Annotated in this window: 13 protein-coding genes; 7 read left to right on the top strand and 6 right to left on the bottom strand. The window is 52.8% G+C overall.

The window, feature by feature from the left end; translation table 11 throughout:
* Positions 1 to 7 precede the first annotated feature (7 nt).
* Positions 8 to 4,825 (top strand): ATP-dependent helicase, encoded by a 4,818-nt coding sequence (locus GP475_RS03735; RefSeq protein WP_187975312.1) that lies wholly within the window; start codon positions 8 to 10, stop codon positions 4,823 to 4,825.
* Between the two features lie 28 nt (positions 4,826 to 4,853).
* Positions 4,854 to 5,690, top strand: a complete 837-nt coding sequence (locus tag GP475_RS03740) for an Fpg/Nei family DNA glycosylase (protein WP_187975313.1) — start codon at positions 4,854 to 4,856, stop codon at positions 5,688 to 5,690.
* 25 nt (positions 5,691 to 5,715) lie between these two features.
* Here the strand turns inward: GP475_RS03740 and pgi are convergent, their stop codons facing one another.
* Positions 5,716 to 7,341 (bottom strand): glucose-6-phosphate isomerase, encoded by a 1,626-nt coding sequence (gene pgi, locus GP475_RS03745; RefSeq protein WP_187975314.1) that lies wholly within the window; start codon positions 7,339 to 7,341, stop codon positions 5,716 to 5,718.
* Positions 7,342 to 7,547: 206 nt separating this feature from the next.
* On the opposite strand from pgi, the gene GP475_RS03750 reads away from it, so the two are divergent.
* The gene (locus GP475_RS03750; protein ID WP_187975315.1) at positions 7,548 to 9,020 is read left to right on the top strand and encodes an NAD-dependent succinate-semialdehyde dehydrogenase; all 1,473 of its coding nucleotides are present in this window, start codon (positions 7,548 to 7,550) and stop codon (positions 9,018 to 9,020) included.
* Positions 9,021 to 9,077: 57 nt separating this feature from the next.
* Here the strand turns inward: GP475_RS03750 and GP475_RS03755 are convergent, their stop codons facing one another.
* Positions 9,078 to 9,395: a chorismate mutase gene (locus tag GP475_RS03755; RefSeq protein ID WP_187975316.1), complete on the bottom strand. Its 318-nt coding sequence runs from the start codon at positions 9,393 to 9,395 to the stop codon at positions 9,078 to 9,080.
* 35 nt (positions 9,396 to 9,430) lie between these two features.
* Here GP475_RS03755 and pcrA point away from each other — a divergent pair, with 35 nt between their 5' ends.
* Entirely contained in the window at positions 9,431 to 11,830 is a 2,400-nt protein-coding gene (pcrA, locus tag GP475_RS03760) for a DNA helicase PcrA (RefSeq protein ID WP_187975317.1), read from the top strand.
* Between the two features lie 22 nt (positions 11,831 to 11,852).
* Here pcrA and GP475_RS03765 read toward each other — a convergent pair whose 3' ends face one another.
* The 4 genes from GP475_RS03765 to GP475_RS03780 all read right to left on the bottom strand — a co-directional run bounded on the left by GP475_RS03765 (position 11,853) and on the right by GP475_RS03780 (position 16,430).
* The gene (locus GP475_RS03765; protein ID WP_187975318.1) at positions 11,853 to 14,309 is read right to left on the bottom strand and encodes an ABC transporter permease; all 2,457 of its coding nucleotides are present in this window, start codon (positions 14,307 to 14,309) and stop codon (positions 11,853 to 11,855) included.
* Between the two features lie 95 nt (positions 14,310 to 14,404).
* Positions 14,405 to 15,100, bottom strand: a complete 696-nt coding sequence (locus GP475_RS03770; RefSeq protein WP_187975319.1) for an ABC transporter ATP-binding protein — start codon at positions 15,098 to 15,100, stop codon at positions 14,405 to 14,407.
* On the bottom strand, positions 15,097 to 15,612 hold the full coding sequence (locus GP475_RS03775) for a PadR family transcriptional regulator (RefSeq protein WP_187975320.1): 516 nt from the start codon (positions 15,610 to 15,612) through the stop codon (positions 15,097 to 15,099). The genes GP475_RS03770 and GP475_RS03775 overlap by 4 nt, the downstream gene beginning before the upstream one ends.
* Before the next feature lie 137 nt (positions 15,613 to 15,749).
* Positions 15,750 to 16,430 (bottom strand): M23 family metallopeptidase, encoded by a 681-nt coding sequence (locus GP475_RS03780; protein WP_187975321.1) that lies wholly within the window; start codon positions 16,428 to 16,430, stop codon positions 15,750 to 15,752.
* Positions 16,431 to 16,700: 270 nt separating this feature from the next.
* On the opposite strand from GP475_RS03780, the gene GP475_RS03785 reads away from it, so the two are divergent.
* From GP475_RS03785 to purH, 3 genes are read left to right on the top strand one after another with little or no spacing between them, the layout of a single operon-like run.
* Positions 16,701 to 18,203, top strand: a complete 1,503-nt coding sequence (locus GP475_RS03785) for a cell division protein PerM (protein WP_187975322.1) — start codon at positions 16,701 to 16,703, stop codon at positions 18,201 to 18,203.
* 10 nt (positions 18,204 to 18,213) lie between these two features.
* Complete coding sequence (gene purN / locus GP475_RS03790; protein WP_262485227.1) at positions 18,214 to 18,822, top strand: phosphoribosylglycinamide formyltransferase; 609 nt, start codon at positions 18,214 to 18,216, stop codon at positions 18,820 to 18,822.
* Positions 18,803 to 20,350: a bifunctional phosphoribosylaminoimidazolecarboxamide formyltransferase/IMP cyclohydrolase gene (gene purH / locus GP475_RS03795; RefSeq protein ID WP_187975323.1), complete on the top strand. Its 1,548-nt coding sequence runs from the start codon at positions 18,803 to 18,805 to the stop codon at positions 20,348 to 20,350. The genes purN and purH overlap by 20 nt, the downstream gene beginning before the upstream one ends.
* Positions 20,351 to 20,395 lie beyond the last annotated feature (45 nt).

Here is a 20,395-nt window from a genome sequence, read left to right on the forward strand (position 1 = left end):
TGGCATTATGACCGATTCTGTGCTTGATCGTTTCCGGCCACAGGTGTCTTCGTGGTTTCGGGAGGTTTTTGCTGAACCAACCCGCGTCCAGTACCAAGCATGGGAGAAAATCTCAGAAGGGAATAACGCACTGGTCATTGCCCCAACCGGCTCCGGGAAAACATTGGCGGCTTTTTTATGGGCGCTAAATTCCTTAGTGGAACCGGTTGTCCAAGGAGTGCTTCCGCTGCCAGAAACTACCGGCGCCCGGGCACAATCCTTAGGAAATCACGGCGTAAAAGTGCTCTATATCTCACCGCTTAAAGCATTGGGGGTGGATGTCGAAAATAACCTTCGGGCACCATTGAATGGGATTTCTCGTGTTGCCCAGCGCCTTGATCTTCCGATCCCGAGCATTTCCGTTGGGGTGCGTTCTGGGGATACCCCGGCGGCAGAACGCACCCGTCAGCTGAAGAAACCACCCGATATTTTAATCACGACCCCTGAGTCGGCGTATCTTATGCTGACTTCTCAAGCAGCCAGAATTCTTGATGAAGTTTCCACCGTAATTGTGGATGAAATCCATGCCTTAGCTGGAACTAAGCGTGGGGTGCATCTAGCGTTAACCCTGGAGCGTCTTTCCCGGTTGGTGGAGAAAAAGGGTGGGGAAGTCCAACGGATTGGGTTGTCTGCGACGGTGCGCCCGGTTGACGTGGTGGCCGCCTTTCTTGGTGGGGATCGACCAGTAGATATCATTCAGCCACCGGCGAAGAAAGAATGGGATCTAAGGCTTCGCGTTCCGGTCGAAGATATGTCCGACCTTCCGATAGTGGAACCAGGCTCCACTATTGGTGAGATCACCGTCACCGATAGCACTAACCTTTCCCGCGGCTCGGAACCTCCCACCGAATCAGCTCTACCTACGCAACGATCAATCTGGCCGTTTATTGAAGAGGAACTGTACCAAGCAGTGATGTCGGCGCGTTCGACGCTCGTTTTCGTTAATTCTCGACGCAGTGCCGAGCGAGTGACTTCACGGCTTAATGAATTATGGGCTCAAGAACATGACCCGGCAGCGCTAAGCCCACCTTTGCGTCGAGATCCAGCGCAACTCATGAAGTCTGTGGACCGGGCGGGGCAAGCCTTAACCATGATCGCTCGAGCACATCATGGTTCGGTGTCCAAAGAGGAACGGGCCACTACCGAAAGGATGCTGAAAGAGGGAACTATTCGAGCTGTGGTTGCTACCTCCTCCCTGGAACTAGGCATTGATATGGGGGCAGTAGATTTGGTGGTCCAGGTGGAATCACCACCATCGGTGGCATCTGGGGTGCAGCGGGTAGGCCGTGCAGGACACGGCGTCGGTGAAGTTTCTCACGGAATTTTCTTCCCGAAACACCGTGCTGACGTGGTGCAATCAGCGGTGATTGTGGAGCGGATGCAGGCTGGTGTTATTGAAAAAATCTCGGTTCCGGATAATCCGCTGGATGTTTTGGCGCAACAAACCATTGCTGCCGTGGCAGTAGAAAACCTTGATGTTGAACAGTGGTGGGTTACGGTGCGTCGAGCCTATCCGTACCGGAAGCTTCCTAGGGAAGCTTTTGATGCGGTCATGGATTTGGTGAGTGGGGTCTACCCCTCTACGGACTTTGCGGAGTTGCGGCCACGGGTGATTTTTGATCGAGTAACAGGTCAACTTATGGCTCGGCCTGGGGCTCAGAGAATAGCTGTGACCAGTGGAGGAACTATCCCTGATCGAGGCATGTTTGGGGTATATTTGGTGGGCTCGGAGGCGGAGAAAGAGCCCCGGCGGGTGGGGGAATTAGATGAAGAAATGGTGTATGAATCTCGAGCAGGGGATACTTTTACCTTGGGGGCCTCGAGCTGGAGAATTGAGGAGATCACAAAAGATCGAGTCTTAGTGAGTCCTGCCCCGGGGCATACTGGTAGGTTGCCGTTTTGGACTGGGGATGACGCTGGGCGTCCGGTGGAATTAGGCCGAGCGATAGGGGCGTTTCGACGTGAAGCCGCGGCCCGGCCTGAGCGAGTTTCCCAGCGTGATTGTGACGAGAATGCTCGCCGCAATATTCTTCATTTCCTGGCGGAACAACAGGCGGCAACTGGCCTCATTCCCGATGAAAAAACCCTGGTTCTGGAGAGGTTTCGGGATGAGATCGGGGATTGGAGACTTGTTCTTCATTCCCCATTTGGACGCGGAGTCAATGCGGCGTGGGCCTTGGCGGTGGGGTCGAGGATCAGCATCGATAGTGGTATCGACGCTCAGCCAGTGAGTGGTGATGACGGGATCGTGTTAAGACTTCCAGAAGGTGAGAACATTCCCTCTGCCGAATTGTTTTACTTTGATCCTGATGAGGCAAAAGATCTCATAATTTCCAAGGTTGGGGATTCTGCGCTTTTTGCTTCCCGATTTCGCGAGTGTGCAGCCCGAGCCTTGTTGTTGCCGCGAAAATACCCGGGGAAAAGAGCGCCGTTGTGGCAGCAGCGGCAACGTGCAGCTCAGCTATTAGATGTAGCTCGCCAGTACCCAAGTTTTCCGATCATTTTGGAAACGGTTCGGGAATGTCTCCAGGATGTCTATGATCTGGATGCGTTGTCCGAGGTTTTACGGGACCTGGCTCAGCGGCGGATTCGTATTGCCGATGTCACCGTGGACCAACCAAGTCCCTTTGCTTCTTCGCTACTTTTTAGCTACACCGGAGCATTTTTGTATGAGGGTGACAGCCCGCTAGCTGAAAAACGCGCCGCCGCTTTAGCTTTAGACCCGTCCTTATTGGCGAAACTCCTGGGAGATGTTGAGCTTAGAAACCTCTTAGACCCAGAGTTGGTGGAGCAAGTTCATGCGGAGCTACAGCACACCGCGCCGGGACGTCGGGCTAAAAATCCAGAGGAATTAGTTGACATTCTACGGATGACCGGGCCGATTCCGGTTGCTGAGGTAGCTCAGTATTGTGATTATCCTGGGTGCGATGATCCGGTTACTTTAAGTCAGGAGGTACTTCAGGGTCGGGTCATGACAATCCGTATTGCCCAACACGAGCATCTAGCGGTAGTCGAAGACGCCAGCGTATTACGCGACGGCCTGGGGATTCCCGTGCCGCCTGGAGTTAGTGCCCTAAGAGGCATGATCACAGACGCTCTGCGGCAACTGTTGTCACGTTTTGCTCGGTCCCGGGGACCATTTAGCACTCGAGAAGCTGCCGATACTTTTGGCCTAGGAGTGGCTAATACCCAAGAAATCCTTCAGTACCTCGTGCAGCGCGGTGACCTTGTTGAAGGTCACTTCCGGGCCGATTGCCCAGATCGAGAATACTGTGCCGCGCCGGTACTAAAGATTCTCCGATCCCGCGGGTTGGCGGCCGCTCGAGCTCACACCCGCCCCGTCTCTCATACCGCCCTCGCGCGTTTTTTAGTGCAGTGGCACCATGTCGCCCCTGTTGGGGGGCATAGTTCCCTAACCGGGGTAGACGGAACCTTTGCCGTCATCGAACAATTAGCAGGCCTTAGTTTGCCGGCTTCCGCCTGGGAAAGCATGATTTTACCGTCTCGAGTGGTGTCCTATCGTCCCGAATATCTAGATGAGCTTACGAATAATGCTGAAGTTGTCATTGTGGGGGACGGAACCGCTCGGAGTCAGGATCCGTGGGTGATGCTGTTGCCCGCCGATTACGCTGCCCAACTAGCTCCCGTGCGTGATAGTGAACCAACTCTCAGCCAGCTGCAGATGACTGTTCTAAAGATTTTAGAGCGCGGCGGCGCCTATCATTTTGGAGATTTATTGGCTGAGGTCGTGGGGACAGCGGAGGAGCTTCGGGCCGATCTATGGCAACTATTTGAGTGGGGTCTAGTATCTCCCGATGATTTTCAACCCTTAAGGAAACGGCTAGGGATGGGGGGAAAGCCTGGTAGTAAAGCACACCGGCAGCATCGTCGACCCCAGCGGTCTCGGTTGCGGATGGGAAGAACGAGCTTTTCTCAACAAACCCACGCGCAGCAACGAGACATTCCTCCGGACATGGTAGGGCGGTGGACATTGGCCTGTGCTGCCGATCCTGATCCCGCTGCCAGGTCACTCGCTCATGGAGAAGCCTGGCTCGACCGCTATGGAGTAGTAACCAGAGGAAGCGTGACGGCGGAAAACACTCCTGGTGGATTTAGCGCGGCCTATCGCGTTCTCAGCACCTTTGAAGATAATGGGCGAGCCCTCCGTGGCTATGTGGTTGCGGGTTTAGGAGCCGCACAGTTTTCTACCCCCGCTATTATTGATCGGCTCCGAGGTGTCGATGATTCCCCCGATATTTCCGGGTGGCCGTCAGGAACTCATGAGCCGGACATCGTGTGTCTTGCGGCAGTAGACCCTGCCAACCCCTATGGTGCTAGTATTCCGTGGCCGGTGAAAGGGCCGAACCGGGCAGCCGGGGCCATCGTCGTTTTAGCTGACGGAGTTTTCCTTGGTCATGTAAGCCGAGGCGGAAAGTCTTTGACTCTATGTCCTGAACAAGCCCCACTCCCGGTTACCCAGGCAGAAGCTCTAGCGATGGTCCTGGCGGGTGTGAGTGATGCGGTAGAACGTGGCTGGGTAGAAAGCCTCACGATTAGCAAAATCAATGGGGAGTCAGTATTTGATGCCAATCTGCGCTCCCTGCTCCATGAAGCGGGGGTGCGTCCTGGACCACGTGGTATTACGGTGAGAAAACACTCGACGTCAACAGCTGGTTCGCCACGGCGTGGTCGGCGGGTGAGTGAAGCACTAGAAACACTAAGTCAGGAAAGTCCCGGTGGCCCGGTGGGAGTTCCCCAGCCCAAACACCGTTGGACCAGAAGATGATACCCATGAACCACTAAAGGAGTTCGACATGCCTGAAGGAGATTCGGTGTATCAACTCTCCCAGCGCTTTCAGTTTCTCAGCGGACGTCTAATTCTCGGTTGTGATATTCGGGTCCCCTCTTTCGCCGTGACGGACTTTCGTGGCCGAAGGATAGAAGCAATTTGGCCCTACGGGAAGCATCTATTTATCCAGTGCGGGGATGACGTTTTGCATACCCATTTGAAGATGGAAGGCAGATGGGATATCCATTACCACGGTGAGCGGTGGGCCATGCCTGGCCACACCGCCCGGGTTGTCCTACAAGTATCGGGTGATCGTGCCCATAATCCGATTGAAGTGGTGGGACACAACTTAGGATTTGTGAGAGTGTTCCCGGCTAAAAACTACTATCGGGAAATTTCCCACTTGGGTCCCGATATCTTGGCTAAAGATTGGGAGGAAGGCGGAAGGGAAGAAGCAGTAGCTCGGGTGTTGTCTCACTCCGATGTTCCGATTGGCGTAGCGCTTTTAGATCAACGAAACCTAGCCGGCATCGGAAACGAGTATCGGGCTGAGATTTGCTTTATCTCTGGGGTGCATCCTGCCACGCTGGTTGGGGGCCTAGGGGATGAAAAAATACGGCAGATGATTTTGCTCAGCCATGACCTCATGATAGCTAATCGAGACGCAACGTTAAGGGTCACCACGGGGGTGCGTCGGGCCGGAGAATCCAGCTATGTCTTCGGTAGAAACCACCAACCCTGTCGCTGCTGCGGCACCCTGATCCGCAGCGGCTTTTTGGGGCCACAGGACTCTAGTTCACCCCAGGAGCGAGTGATCTGGTGGTGTCCTCACTGCCAGCCAGCCCCTTCCTCCTGGCGGTAGCAGACGGAAGCGAACACCCGGAGTTTTAGCAGCCTCGGTGCCCGCGGTACCAATCAATCAGAGAATCCGTAGAGCTATCCCCGGAATCAGGGGCGGTGCGTCCACTCACCGCTGGAGCTAAATCATTGGCTTGTTGTTTACCCAGCTCTACGCCCCATTGATCGAAGGAATTGATATCCCAGATCACCCCTTGGACAAAAACAATATGTTCATATAGAGCAATGAGTGCGCCAAGGGTGTGGGGGGTAAGTTGTTCTGCCAGAATCGTCGTGGTGGGTCGGTTACCCGGCATTAGCTTATGTGGGACAATGTCTTCAGCAACGCCTTCGGCTCGAATTTCTTCCGCGGTTTTCCCGAACGCTAAGACTTTGGTTTGGGCGAAGAAGTTCCCCATAAGGAGATCATGCATAGATCCAGTACCATCCGAGGTGGGAAGATCCTGGTGGGGGCGGGCGAAACCAATGAAATCAGCGGGAATGAGCCGAGTTCCTTGGTGCATGAGTTGGAAGAAGGCGTGTTGTCCGTTGGTCCCTGGTTCACCCCAGTAAATTTCACCGGTCCCGTGTTCCACGGGGGTGCCATCGAGGCGAACTGACTTTCCATTGGACTCCATCGTGAGCTGTTGGAGATAAGCCGGGAAGCGAGCCAGATCTTGAGAATAGGGCAAAACCGCGTGCGTTTGGGCTCCGAAGAAGTTGGAATACCACACTCCCAATAAAGCCATGAGTACCGGAATATTCTTTTCCCAAGGAGTTGTTCGGAAGTGCTCATCCATGGCATGGAAGCCAGCTAGGAAGCGCATAAAGTCTTGTGGTCCGATCACTGCCATCAGAGCCAGTCCGATAGCGGAATCTACGGAGTAGCGACCACCTACCCAATCCCAGAACCCGAACATATTGTGAGTGTCGATGCCGAACTCGGCAACTTTCTCAGCGTTGGTAGACACTGCAACAAAATGCCGAGCGATAGAGCTTTCGTCCCCGTCAAAGGCGTCTAGGAGCCACCGCTTAGCAGCGTGGGCATTAGCCAGGGTTTCTTGAGTGGTGAACGTCTTGGAAGCAACGATGAAGAGAGTTTCCCCGGGATTACAGTGCTCCAAGGTTGATGCCATATCAGCGGGATCAACGTTCGAAACAAATTCTGCGGTGATCCCAGCTGTGGCATAACTCCGAAGAGCCTGGGCGGCCATGGCAGGGCCTAAATCCGAACCGCCGATGCCAATATTGACAACTTTTTTGATGGTATGGCCGGTGTGCCCCAACCATGATCCGGAGCGCAGGGCGGTAGCGAAATCTCGCATACGGCCTAAGACCTCATGAACGTCAGCGGCCACATCTTGACCGTCAACGCTAAGGTCTGCTTCCACCGGTAACCGCAAAGCAGTGTGGAGCACTGCGCGATCCTCCGTGGAGTTAATATGGTCCCCCCGGAACATGGCTTCGATCTTTTCCGCCAGGCCGGATTCTTGCGCTAGGGCCAATAACCCATCGCGGATGTCGTCAGTGAGGATATTCTTAGATAAATCAACGTGCAGTCCGGCGCCGTCAAAGCTCCAGGTAGCTGCGCGGTCCGCATCGGCCGCGAAAAGCTCCCGCAACGTGGTGGCGCGGGAGTTTTCATAAAGCTGCTGCAGGTTATTCCAAGCAGTCATACGTTCTTGACATCTCCTGTCGAAAAAAATTGGTGCACTTCTCTTTTCCTAATGTAGTAGAGGAGAGCCGAAGAGATAATAGTTACGGCGAGCGCGCTACAACACGGTGCAATCTGTTAGTGCATTAAGACTCAAAAACTTTCCTAAAAATGCACAATTAGGGTAGACAGTACCCAAAACATTGTGATGAAAGGCATAGTAGGTACATGACTACAACATCTCCTCAGCTCACTGAATTGATTGACTCTTTACCCACCGGGCTTTTTATTGATGGGCAATTTCACGACGCGGAGGGCGGCAAGACACTCGACGTCATCAACCCCTCCGATGGCTCCGTTCTCGCGAAGATTGCAGCGGGTTCAGCTGCTGATGCGCGACGGGGCTTGGACTCTATTGTGAAAGCCCAAAAGAAGTGGGCAAAAACTCCGGCGCGGGAGCGTTCTGAGATTCTTCGCAAGGCTTTTGAGATTCTCGTTGAACGTTCGGAAGCGTTGGCACTGATTATGTCTGCGGAATTGGGTCGTGCGCTCCCGGACTCCCGCGGCGAAGCCGCCTATGGGGCAGAGTTTTTCCGCTGGTTTGCTGAAGAAGCGGTTCGTATTTCTGGCGACTATCGCCATAGCCCGAGTGGCAATGCCCGTATGATTGTTCATCATCAGCCAGTAGGGCCAGTCGTTGCAATTACGCCGTGGAATTTCCCGCTCGCCATGGGCGCCCGGAAAATTGCTCCAGCCATTGCCGCAGGCTGCACTATTATTGTGAAACCGGCCTCTAAAACGCCCCTCACCATGCTCTATCTAGCGCAGGTTCTAAAGGAAGCCGGTCTTCCTGACGGTGTTCTTGCGGTTGTCCCGACGGCAAGCGCCCGGGATTTCTCGGCTCTGCTAGATGACCCACGGGTTCGGAAACTTACTTTCACCGGTTCCACCGAAGTGGGGCAGATGCTAGCAGCCCAAGCTGCACAGCATTCGTTGAATGTGTCATTGGAACTGGGCGGAAACGCACCCTATGTAGTGATGGCGGATGCTGACCTTGATGTAGCTGCAGATGCGGTAGTTGCCGCAAAGATGCGTGGCGCTGGGCAAGTATGTATTGCACCTAACCGATTCCTGGTCGAAGAAAACGTCAAAGATGAATTCCTGGCCAAGGTAGAAGAGCGTCTGCAAAAATTTGTGGTCGGCCCTGGTACTGATCCAAAGTCGACCTATGGTCCGCTTTCCGGCGATGACCAGGTAGAAACTGTTCGCGAATTGGTTGATGATGCCGTAGTGCTCGGGGCAACAAAGAGCATGGGACAGTTGCCTGATGGCCTACCTGCCCAAGGTTCCTACTATCCGATTACCATTTTGAGTGATATTCCCGCTGAGGCGAAGATTCATAGCACGGAGATATTTGGCCCGGTCATTGCCGTTTCGACGTTTAGCACCGTTAAAGAGGCACTGGAGATAGCAAACGATACCCCCTTCGGCTTAGCTGCCTATGTCTTTAGCGAAAATCTGTCTACTGCCTTAGAACTGGCAGAAGGGATTGAAGCTGGAATGGTAGCTGTCAACAAAGGTGCGCTTTCTGATCCAGCAGCACCCTTTGGTGGAGTTAAAGAATCCGGAAACGGACGTGAAGGCGGTTTCGAGGGGATCGAGGAATACTTGGAGACCAAGTTCATCTCCTTGCCTCTGTGATCCCACTAATCAGCGCCGCCTGGTAGCGGCGCGGAAGTAGGGGAAGTAGATCGACGCCTAACCTAGCCTGCCCCGTCCCATTCTGAGCAAGATGGCGGCGAGGGCAGGTCCTTCTTGTCCCAACTCATCACGAAAATGATTGATAATGGCTACTTCCCTGGTATGGACAAGCCGAGTTCCACCACTACCCATCCGGGTTTTGCCGACTGCTTGAGAGATCTCGGTTCTTCGCTTTATAGCGGCGATAATTTCTGCGTCAAGCCGATTAATTTCTTCCCGATAGCGTTGAATCTCTGCATCAGATAACGGGTCATCTGTGCCCGAAGGCATTCTGATATCGAAGTTATGTTCGGAGGATTTGGAGGGATTAGCCATGTGAGTCATTGTGCCACGGTAGGTTATAGGTCATCATGGTTAACTCGGCTTCTCTCCTCGAACTTAATCCGCAGCAACGCCAAGCAGTTGAACATAGCGGGACGCCTCTGTTGATTGTTGCCGGTGCTGGATCCGGTAAAACCGCGGTGTTGACGCGAAGAATCGCGTACTTATTGCAATATCGGGGAGTCCACCCAGCGCAGATTCTTGCTATCACCTTTACCAATAAAGCAGCGGCAGAAATGCGAGAACGCGTTATTGATTTGGTAGGGCCGGTGGCTGAAACAATGTGGGTAGCCACCTTTCACTCGACCTGTGTCCGGATTCTGCGGCAACAGGCGCACCTGGTTCCTGATCTGAATAGTAACTTCAGTATTTACGATGCCGATGACTCCAAGCGATTGTTGTCGATGATTGCGAAGGATATGAGCCTGGATTTAAAGAGTTTTCACTCCCGGTTCTTAGCGAATGCTATATCGCACTACAAAAATGAATTGATTACTCCGGAATCGGCATTAAACGCCGCAGAATCGGAGCATGATCTTAATGCCACTGTTGTGGCTAAAGTCTATTCGGAATACCAAAGTCGGTTAAGGTCGTCAAACGCAGTCGATTTCGATGATCTGATTGGAGAAGTGGTATCGCTACTGCAGAATCATCCGGATATTGCTGAGTATTACCGACGGCGTTTTCGTCATATTTTGGTTGATGAGTACCAAGATACGAACCACGCCCAATATGTGCTCATCTCAGCATTAGTTGGGACACCCGGTGGGACGGTACCGCCGAGCGAGCTCTGTGTCGTCGGAGACTCTGATCAGTCTATTTATGCATTTCGTGGGGCTACTATCCGCAATATTGAAGAATTTGAGCGGGATTTTCCAGATGCAGAAACAATTCTGTTGGAGCAAAATTATCGTTCGACCAATACGATATTACAAGCTGCTAATGCAGTGATTGCTCGCAATAGCGACCGACGTCCGAAGAACTTGTGGACTGCCTTTGAAGGCGGAGAACTAATAACCGGGTATGTGGCTGATGATGAACACGATGAGTCTCGGTATGTAGCTCAAGAAATTGATCGATTGGTTGATAGCGGGAAGAATTATTCAGATATCGCGGTAATGTATCGGACTAATAGTAATTCCCGAGCTCTAGAAGAAATCTTTATGAGAAGCGGTATTCCTTATCGCGTCGTGGGGGGAACGCGATTTTATGAGCGAACAGAAATTCGAGACATTATCGCGTATTTGAGGGTTCTGAATAACCCAGAGGACACGGTGTCTTTACGTCGGATTATTAACACCCCACGCCGTGGAATCGGGGATCGCGCTATAGCTGCGTTATCGCTTTATGCCGACAACAATGGGGTGAGTTTTGGGACAGCGGTACGTCGGGCTGCTGCTGGAGAGGTGCCCCTCGTGGCGTCGCGCACGCGGAACTCTATTGCTCGGTTTGTGGAGATGATGGACGGGATTTCCCGGCAGCTTTCCGGGTTGGTTGATGAAAGCACTGGCTTACCGGATCTGGGGGAAGCGCTAAACCTGGTGCTTGATGCTACTGACTACCGAAAACAACTAGAAAACAGCAATGACCCACAAGACGGATCGCGGCTAGACAATCTCCACGAGTTGGTGTCTGTGGCAAGGGAATTTACCGCTGACACCGCCCGGGATATTGCGTATGCGGAAATGGACGGTGGCCAATTCACGACCGGGGAAGGAGAACCTGAACCGGGAAGTCTTCAGGCTTTCCTTGAAAAGGTTTCTCTAGTAGCAGACGCTGATCAAATTCCTGACAATGACCAAGGCGTTGTGACCTTAATGACGCTTCACACCGCCAAAGGCTTGGAGTTCCCCGTAGTCTTTTTGATCGGATGGGAAGACGGACAATTCCCCCATGTCAGGTCTTTAGCCGATGAGGGGAATTTAGCAGAGGAACGTCGTCTAGCCTATGTAGGAATCACCCGCGCTCGGGAGAAGCTTTATCTCACCCGAGCTATGCAACGCTCAACATGGGGTAATCCTCAGACCAATCCGGCCAGTCGATTTTTGGGTGAAATTCCCGACGACGTGGTGGAGTGGGAACGCGAAGAACCCGAGAACTCTGTCGGGTATGGCTGGGGTAGCTCCAGATATTTCTCGACGTCTTCTTCCTGGAACACTTCGTCTAGCCCACGGTCATCGACCCAGTGGGGGGACAAAACCCAGCAGTACGCCAGCCGTCGCTCCAGTGTCCCTCAGTCACGAACCCGCGGTTCTGGGAAACAGCTAAGATTAGCAGTAGGGGATCGAGTAAACCATGAAAAGTATGGTTTAGGCACCGTGCTGGAAGTCAGAGGAACCGGGCCCACCACCACCGTTAAAATTGATTTTCGTTCCTCAGGAACGATCAATCTCATGTTGATCGGTGGGCTTCCTATGGAAAAACTCTAGGGGCGTATCCTCAACCATCTGCTTAGTCCGGACGAACAACCAGAGGAGCAATTTTTCCCGTCGCTAACCACCCGATGCACCAAGCCAGTAGCGGAATAATAAAAAGTCCGGTGGCTTCGATAAGTAACGGGACAGAAGCTGATTGCAGCGTGCCCGGTTGGAGTAATTCCCCGTTGACATCGTACATAGCCGGACGGTAGTCAAAATGGAGGAAAAGAGATCCCACCGTCAGACCGAGCGCGGTAGCGATGAAAGCGATGATGGCGCTGTAAGCCGCGTTGATCTTTCGGGGCAGACGGGGCGGGGCACCAAGGGCATCGAGAAGTTGATACTCGCGCTGGAGATCTCTTCGTGCTAAAAGAAGGGTAAACGTACTAACCAGAGTCGCAATTAGAGTTGCTATCCCCAGGACTATGCAGGGATACCGAATAATAGCCAGAGAGTTGTTAACCCACGTTACTGTTGCCGATCCAGAGAGATTTTCAAGGCGCTCTCGAAGCTGCTGTATATCCTTTTCTCTGATCGGAGAAGGATTCCTTATTACCAGCTCCTCATTGGGATGCCAGGGGATATTCGATTCTTCGCGTTGATTGATCAAGATCGTTGAGGCCCGAGGAGGAAGAACAGCAACTGCCTGATATTCCCTCGTCAGGGTCGAGGGTTCAGCTGTATCTTGATCAGGTGCCTCGAAGGAAAGCGATATCTTTCCGCTGTTTCGGTCGAGATAGTGCTTCCAATCTTCCGAGACCAAAATATCGCCTCGGTTCAATGCTTCTACCGCTTGTGTTTGCGAGGTTGCTTCCAAGCGGAAAGATTGAAGAATACTGCTGTCAGCAAACACTACGTTATCTAATCCGCCCGTGGCTGTGTGGTGTCGATTCTGCGCTAAACAGGTGGCTGCCTGCTCCGAATCCATGTCACGAGGATCTTCAGGGGGGCACTCCTTATCTAAAGGAGTAATAACATCAAAGGAATAGAAATAGGAGAATCTGGTCACTGTGCTTGTTGGAAGAAGCTCATGAATGGTTTTTTCCACTTCTTCCGGAGTGCTATCGCGATACGAAATTGCAAGCTGGTCAGGGGTAAAAATATTTCTGTTTTCTGTTTGGATGTCAACCATCCCGGTGCTTGATACCAGGCCGATACCGAAGATGATGCCAAGAACAGCCGCGATGGCCGAGAGGACGCTGAGGGAACGGAAGGAATTCCTGAGGACATTGCGGTGTGCTAGCCGTAGTGAGGTGGTGCTGCGGGACAAAATTTTGTCGAATGCCCACACCACGATGGGGGCAGATAACGGTATCGAGATAATCCAGAGGAGTGCCGCAAAGGTCATCACCGAGGCATATTGGCTCACGAAACGTAAGGCGATGCCACAGAAGAAAAGGATGGGGCCAATGAGCATTCTCCAATGGAAATAACGCAGTCTATCAGGGGTTGCTCCGGCGATTCCTTGGCTAATTGCCATTCGGGCTACTAGAAAAGCCGGGATGGCGGCAAGAAGTGCGCTGCCGATAACGCAGGTCAGGAGCAGAATCGCCAGCATCGTCCAGGGGATAGTGGGCCACCACGTAGAGTTGTAGTGGAGCCACACTGCGCTTCCGAGGCACGTACCGAGAACTATTCCGCACAGCCCGCCAGCGATACCCAGTGCAGCGCCGAAAGAAACAATGCCGCTTCGGATCTGTCGAGGAGTAGCTCCCTGAGTAGCCATGAGGGAAAACATTCTCGCGTGTTTTGTTGCTAATACACTAAAAGCTGGAGAAATGAGAAGAAGAGTTACGGCCACAAGCAAGAGCATCCCAAATAGGAAACTAAGAAATAAATCGACATCGAGAAGATAATCTTGCTGCGTTTTTTCGCCAGTACTTTCTGGATAATCATTAAGCAGTTCTGATTTGAATGAGAACCCTTTTTCCTCTAATTTTGACAGGTTATCCGGATTTATTAGGGAACCTGAATTTTTATAATTGAAATACCATGTTACGCTTGAGTTGCGGGCATCTTCATAATTGAAACTATCTGTATTGATAATAGTTGGAGAAGAAACTAAGGCTTGGGACATTCCCGTTACAGATGAAACTCGCAGCTGCCTAGAGATGGAGCCTGATTGAAAATGCGCGGTTACCACGTCGCCGATTTTGAGCCCTAATTTCTCAGCAACCTCGGGCGAAACCATGATTTCACCGGGGCCGGGGAGATGGTCGCCAAGAGAAGACGGGCGGTAATTTCGTGGTTGGAGCTGTGGGTCAGATTGCAGAAAACCTATCGTTTCTATTTGAGAAAAAGAGTTTTCTAGACTCCCGGAAATATCGGTAGTTGAATATATGTCGCTTCCCTCAGGTAAAGCGTCTTTTAGGTCCCTATAGGGTATACTCTGCAAATCAGCTTTAGGTTTTTCAGCTAAACTTAGCCATGCTGAATCATAGTCAGAATGCAGGGAAGAGCGGGTAGCGTCTTCGGACTGCGAGTAGGTCAACAATCCGGCTATAAAAGATGAAATAAGGGTGATTAATACAAATATTATAAGAACAGTTTTTCTATTTCTCAGGAGAGGGCGGATAAGCGCACGCATTAGGCACCCTCTTCCCAGAGTTGGCCGTCGCGCATTCGGACGGTACGGTCTGCCCAGGCTGCCAGGCGCGGTTCATGAGTGACTAATAATCCGGCTGCTCCCTGATCTATTCGTTTCCTGAGGACGCGAAGGACTTCATCGCTCGTAGCAGTGTCAAGGGCACCGGTGGGTTCGTCAGCTAACAGCACTGTGCGTGGACCAATAAGCGCTCGTGCGATGGCTGCTCGTTGTACTTGGCCCCCAGAGACCTCATCCGGGTATCGTTCGCCTAAACCATCCAAACCCACTTCAGCTAATGCTTCTTCGGCTTGGCTTAAAGCCGCTCGGGTAGGGGAGCCGTCGAGTTCTAGGGGAAGTGCCACGTTTTCTCTCAGGGTGAGAGTATTGATCATGTTGTAGTGCTGAAAAACAAAACCGAGATGGGTTCTACGAAGCTCAGTGGCTTTGTTTTTGTTGAGATTTTCCGCAGCGATCCCCGCAATGAAAACATGTCCTGTGGTGGGCGGTAGTAAGAGACCAGCGACATTAAGAAGAGTGGATTTTCCGGAGCCAGATGGCCCCATAACAGCGACGAATTCCCCAAGCTCCACGGTCAAGTTCACCTGACTGAGTGCCTTGACTGTTCGTGCGCCACTTCCTAGCACGGCGCTGACATCCTGCAGGCGCAACGCAGCAGGCTTCGGCAATGTAGTCATAATCCTAATTCCTCCACGCGGTCAAGCCATCGCATTTCGGCCTCTAACTCAAAAATTCTTCTTTCCCTTTGCAGCTGGGTCGCAGACATGAAGGCGGGTTCCTCCCGCATGTGCCGATTTAATTGACGCAATTGCTTAATCACATGACTGCGTTGGCGATCCACGATGCTCAGCACGGAGACCTCAGCACTATTGATTGCGAGAATGATCTTGATAATCAGCTCGTCACGGTCCTGGTAGGAGCGTTCCACTGGATGTGCCCACCACTGATTTAGTTCGGTGCGGCCATCATCAGTGATCTGCCATTCAGTTGAGCTTCGCCCATTGGTCGCTCGTAGCTCACCATGAGCGATGATGTAGTTATCTCTTTCGAGCCTGATGAGAGCCTGAGAAACCTGTCCCATATTAAGTCGATCTAGGGTGGCAATCTCAGTTTCTAGTTGTCTTCGTATTGTTGACGGAGTTGCTGGACCTCTTGCCAACACGGCAAGGATTGAATGGGAAAATGACATCCTTGCACCTTCTTTCTCGAGCGATCCTCACCTCAATAGTTACCTAGTAACTATTGGAAGTCAATAGGTTGTTCGCGGAGGGAAGGGGCAAGAAAAACGCTAAGGGGAAACCTTAGCGTCTGGTGAGAAATGAGGCTCTAGGAGCTAATAAAAATTCCGTGTTCTTGGAACCAGGCAACAGGGTCGACGGCTGCTTGTCCGCCCGGATGAATTTCAAAGTGCAAATGTGGACCGGTGGAAAAACCGCGGTTACCCATGCCGGCGATCTTTTGGCCAGCGACGACGCGTTGTCCGACGGTGACGTCGATGGTCTCAATGTGTCCGTACACGGAGATGGAGCCGTCGTCGTGTTGTACTCGAATCCATTGGCCGAATCCAGAAGCGGGGCCGGCATCGATCACCGTACCGTCCATGACCGAGTAAATCGGAGTTCCGATGCTATTGGCTAGGTCAATGCCGGGGTGAAGAACGCCCCACCTCATGCCGAAAGGAGAGGTTAGGGTTCCAACTGTCGGAAGGACAACTCCTCCTGGCTTCTCGGAAATGTGCTTGGCTGCTTCGGCGGCAGCAGCAATGCGCTCGTCATTTTCAGCCTTAATCCGCTGAGCGTTGGACTCGATGGCTTTGGTGAGCTGCTCCTGGAGGTTAGCCATCGGTTGATTTTCAGTGATGGCTAGGATCTGCGGGGAAGTCCCCTGGTTAATATCGCTTGATTCAGCCACCATTTGGTAGTTGACGGCGGAGTGATTGCTGGACGCTTGGGCAGCGGCGGCGCCACCCATGCCGGCTGTAGAGACACCCGCAGCAGCGATTGTCATGACCGCGACGCGACTCTGAATTGACGAGGTAGTCGAAACCTTACGATGCTTACCGAAAGTGGCTCGCCGCGCCTGCTGTTGCGTCAATTTCGACTCCCCAATATCCGTTTGGTCACCAATTCGTGATCTTCTTGTTACTTACCTCGGGTAACGATAGCGCTTTGGCTAAGCTTCCTGCAAGCTCCACGCCGAAAATTTTTCAGCAATCTTTTCTTGGTTGCCGGATTGTCGTTTCCTCATTGGAGGCGAAGGCGTGGCACAGTGGTGATGATGAGTAATCAAGACAGCCCCCGCACCCGGCCAGGGAGTCGGCGTCCGCACACGATAAAAAGACGCGGCCTCCGTTTCGGTTCCACCAAGAAACGCAGGGAAAACACCGTTGTTCCGACGACTTTTAAGGCTCGGCTGCTTCATTACCTACCTACCGTCGCCATTCCAAATGTGACGATGGTGCTCATTATTATTGCAATTTCTTTATTAATTCTCATGCTGAGCGGAACTACATTGGTTGCGCTTCCAGCAACCATCGCCATCGGTTGGTTAGTGACTAATCTCATACCGGTGAGCGCGGGGGGTGTTAGTTTTGGAGTACTACCATTAGTCCCAGCATTAACATTTGTCACATTGCTGTCCCGTCAAATTCATCGGGCGGTCAAACATCGGGTGTCCATCGCCGATCTCGGTGTCATTACCGGCCTCGTTATTGTGGTGCCTTTGCTTCTCACGGGAATCGCGTCGCTCATGCTCTTAAGCGCATCAGCAGTGTTCGACGTCAACCTCCCCCCACTATTCCCGACTCTGAGCCGAGTGGTGGTGCTGCACTTATGCGCACTGATAATGGGAATGGGAACGAGGCTATGGCGGGCGCTCTTTCGTCGCTACGGCATCCCAGAAACCGTGGCAGATGATATTCGCACCGCGCGGCACTTCCTGGCTCGACTAGCCAGCATTGCGTTCCTTGTTTATCTCCTTTTCTTTATCCTCGGTTTGTCTCGTCAAACAGATATCCTGGCGGCCTATCACGAACCAGGTGCTCTCGATATTGCAGGCCTGGTAATTATCAGTCTGTGCTATCTCCCCCAAGCCGTCCTAGCTGTTGCAGCCGCTCTCGTGGGTGGGGAATACCACGTGGGAGATGCCTCCTTAAGTTTGTTTAATATCCACTTGGTGCCGCTTCCCCCGTTGCCCCTTTTCGGCGCCATGCCAAACACAGCGGCAAGCTGGGCGCCACTATTTCTCATCATCCCCGCCGGCCTCGCATTGCTCAGCGTATGGCGGCATCGGCCTACCTGGCGATCCGCCGTCATTTCCGGGAGCTGCGCCTTTATTATCGCCCTCATCGTCGGTTGGCTATCGAGCGGAAACCTCGCCGCTTATGGGCAGACCGGGCCACTTTTATTCCTGAGTGCAGGTTTGGTTTTCCTATGGCTCGGAGGCATTGGTTTACTTGGCGCTTTATTCTCTGGCATTCAGGATTGGTGGACACGGCGCCAACAACAGCAGTGGGTAGACCATGAGCCAGAACCTCAACCGGATATTCCTTCGGAAGAACCTGCAGGAAGCGTCGAACCTGAACCTCAAGCGGAAGAGGAACGAGGCAACCTCGATGAAGAGGATCTGGAAGAAGAAGATACGACGCCTGACCTTGATGTTGAAGAGACTTCAGCAGAAAAACAAACCCTGGCTGATACCGAAGCTGAAGCAGAGATAACAGGAGAAGATTCTAAGGAGCAGACTGCACCCAAGGATGAGTCCACGGAGTTGAACGACTAGCATTATCCAGGTGTCATCCTCGGAATCGATTAGTGTTGTTGTCCTTGTCTCAGGTAGCGGAACCTTGCTCCAAGCCATCTTGGATCATCAGGATGAAAGCTATCGGGTCAAGAAAGTCGTGGCAGATACGCCATGTCAAGCCCTAGACCGAGCATCCCAGGCTGGAATTACTACTGAAGTAGTAGCGTTAGGGAAAGACCGTGCGGAATGGAATATCCGGTTAGCTGAGGCTGTTGCCCAAGCTCAACCGGATATTGTTGTATCTGCCGGTTTTATGCGGATCCTGGGATCTGAATTTTTGGAACGCTATAGCGGGCGCATTATCAACACTCATCCTGCTTTACTGCCTAGTTTCCCCGGTGCTCACGGAGTACGTGACGCGTTGGCCTATGGAGTAAAGGTGACCGGTTCCACTGTTCACTTCGTTGATGAAGGGGTGGATACCGGCCCCATCATCGCCCAAGAGGCGGTCAGCATACAGCCCGATGACACCGAAGATTCGCTTCATGAGCGGATAAAGAAAGTTGAACGCCGACTTATCGTCTCACTACTGCGCCGCGCTCAGATTGACGGCCAAACTGGAGAGGTTCACTTCAAGAATGACGAAAAAAGCCATTAAACGAGCTCTGATTAGTGTTTATGACAAGACCGGCCTAGAGGAGCTAGCCTCGGCCTTAGCGGAAGCCGGCGTAGAGATTGTGTCTACCGGATCAACTGCCCAGCGCATTTCCGACGCAGGGGTTGCCGTGACACCGGTAGAAAACCTCACGGGATTCCCGGAGTGTCTAGAGGGCCGGGTCAAGACTCTTCATCCGAAGGTTCATGCGGGGATTTTGGCCGATACCAGGAAAGAAGATCACCTCACCCAGCTATCCGAGCTCGGGGTAGAACCTTTCCAACTCGTTGTTGTTAATCTCTATCCATTTAGTGAAACAGTTGCTTCGGGAGCAGATCGAGATGCTTGTATTGAGCAGATCGATATCGGAGGCCCCTCAATGGTGCGGGCGGCGGCAAAAAACCACCCCTCTGTGGCGGTGGTGGTGGACCCAGCTCGATATGGCGAAGTAATCGATGCCGTCAAGACGGGTGGCTTTAGTCTTGAGCAGCGCACCGAATTAGCTGTGGATGCTTTCCGGCACACGGCATCCTATGATGTAGCAGTTGCCTCGTGGCTTGGTGCATCACAGGAGGCAGAGTTTCCGGCTTGGATTGGGGCCACCTACCAACGAGCACAGACTTTAAGATATGGGGAAAACCCGCATCAGCGGGCAGCGTTATATGTCGACGAACACCGTACCGGTGGGGTAGCTCAGGCTCAACAATTCCACGGCAAGGACATGAGCTACAACAACTACACCGACACCGATGCCGCATGGCGGGCAGCGTGGGATCACGAACGCCCGTGTGTTGCCATCATTAAGCACGCTAATCCTTGTGGAATTGCCGTATCTGATGAGTCTATTGCTGCTGCCCACCGCAATGCCCACGCCTGTGACTCCACTTCAGCGTACGGGGGTGTTATTGCTGCGAACCGGGAAGTAAGTGTAGAGATGGCGGAGCAGGTTAAAGAAATCTTTACCGAGGTCATCATTGCTCCGGGGTACGAAGACGGCGCTATTGATCTTTTGTCTCAGAAGAAAAATATTCGCATCTTGCAGGCTATCCCTCCGCAGAGAGAGGGATGCGAGTATCGCGAAGTATCGGGAGGCATGTTACTTCAAGAAAAAGACACCCTTCATGCCAGCGGAGATGATCCGGCGCAGTGGCAGTTGGTGGCTGGCGAAGCTGCGGATGATCGCACCTTGCAGGATTTAGCCTTTGCGTGGACTACTATTCGTGCAGTTAAGTCCAACGCCATTTTGTTAGCTCGTGATGGCGCTACCGTAGGGGTAGGGATGGGGCAGGTTAATCGGGTAGATTCTGCTCGGCTAGCCGTTCAGCGCGCAGGGGCTGAGCGGGCGTCGGGTTCAGTTGCCGCTTCGGATGCCTTCTTCCCCTTTGCTGATGGTTTCGAGGTGCTGGCCAAAGCCGGCGTACGGGCGGTGGTCCAGCCGGGTGGCTCCATCCGAGACAATGAAGTAATTGAAGCCGCTAAAAAAGCAGGTGTCACCATGTATCTCACCGGGGCGCGACATTTTGCTCACTAGCCCCACTCAGGTGGAGTGCCGTGAATCGCCGATAAGATACTTTCC

It is taken from the genome of Corynebacterium poyangense (assembly GCF_014522205.1).
Lineage (GTDB): Bacteria > Actinomycetota > Actinomycetes > Mycobacteriales > Mycobacteriaceae > Corynebacterium > Corynebacterium poyangense.